Source organism: Neisseria sp. P0021.S005, from assembly GCF_051956955.1.
Window position 1 is genome coordinate 1 of the sequence record NZ_JBQCWY010000804.1, and the last position, 1,056, is coordinate 1,056.

The 1,056-nt window shown below is 46.0% G+C and carries 2 protein-coding genes; both read right to left on the reverse strand.

Going from position 1 to position 1,056, the window contains the following annotated elements; genetic code table 11:
* The coding region (locus tag ACTHUE_RS19420; protein WP_440424217.1) for a PLP-dependent transferase at positions 1-296 on the reverse strand (296 nt) is incomplete at its 3' end.
* 144 nt (positions 297-440) lie between these two features.
* Entirely contained in the window at positions 441-1,001 is a 561-nt protein-coding gene (locus tag ACTHUE_RS19425) for a DUF3465 domain-containing protein (protein ID WP_004521102.1), read from the reverse strand.
* Positions 1,002-1,056: the final 55 nt, after the last annotated feature.

A 1,056-nucleotide genomic window follows, 5' to 3' on the forward strand; every position in this document is an offset into this window, starting at 1 on the left:
GCTTGCAAGAAGGTAAAAAACGCTGCCTGAATCGCGGACATACCGGTCGAAGTGGCTACCGCGCGCTCTGCGCCTTCCAATGCAGCAATGCGTTTTTCAAAAGCGGCAGTAGTCGGATTGGCTGTACGGGTATAGGTAAAGCCTTTAATTTTTTTGGAAAACAAATCTGCCGCATGTTGCGCGCTTTCCCACATGAAGCTGCTGGTCAAAAACAGCGCCTGATTGTGTTCGCGATATTCGGTTTGCTCTTTGCCGCCCCGGATGGCCAGCGTTTGCGGATGAAGTTTTTTGTTCATTTATTTTCCAATCTACTGTGTATTCCAATGGACGGAACAATATTTTTCCGTCTGTTTAACTTGTTAACATTTTGCGCCGATTTCTACTATCTTTCAAGCCGAAGGCCGTGTTTCGGACCGTCTGAAAAAACAGGAAAACCGTTTTTACTGATAAAGGCGGCCGTCGTGTTTCAACCAGCCGTCAGTATGCCGGGCTGACGGGTCATGGTGCGTCCAATGGATAACGCCGCCCTGCTCCGACCATTCGTATTCGCCGTAAAACGCTACTTTATCGCCTTTTTTCAAACCCTTAATCTTATCGGCAAGGTCGATATTGTGTGCCACCAAAAGCGTCTGACCGCTGGAGAGCTTCAAGATAAAGCGTTGGTGGCGCGTGCCTTTGTTGTCATCCGGCAGGGTTTTCCATACCGTGCCCTCGCCCTCAACCTGAATATCGCTTTGCTCGTTTTCAAACGCCTGTTTCAAAACCGCTTCGGCTGATTCTTTGCCCGAACCGATTTGCTGCTGAGCCGCATCGGCATTCTTTTTACCCACATTATTTTGTTTTTGAACAGCTTCTATTTTCTGCTGATTCTGCGATTGTACCGGCTGATTGTTTTGCATTTTGTTATAGGCAAATACGGCAACCAAAGCAATCAGCAATACAATGATTTTATTTTTATTCATAACAATCTCAAAAAAAATGCCCGATTCTGCATCGGGCATATCAACTATTTAGAAAGGATATTTATCACGAAAACGTGAGCCGCTATTATACACG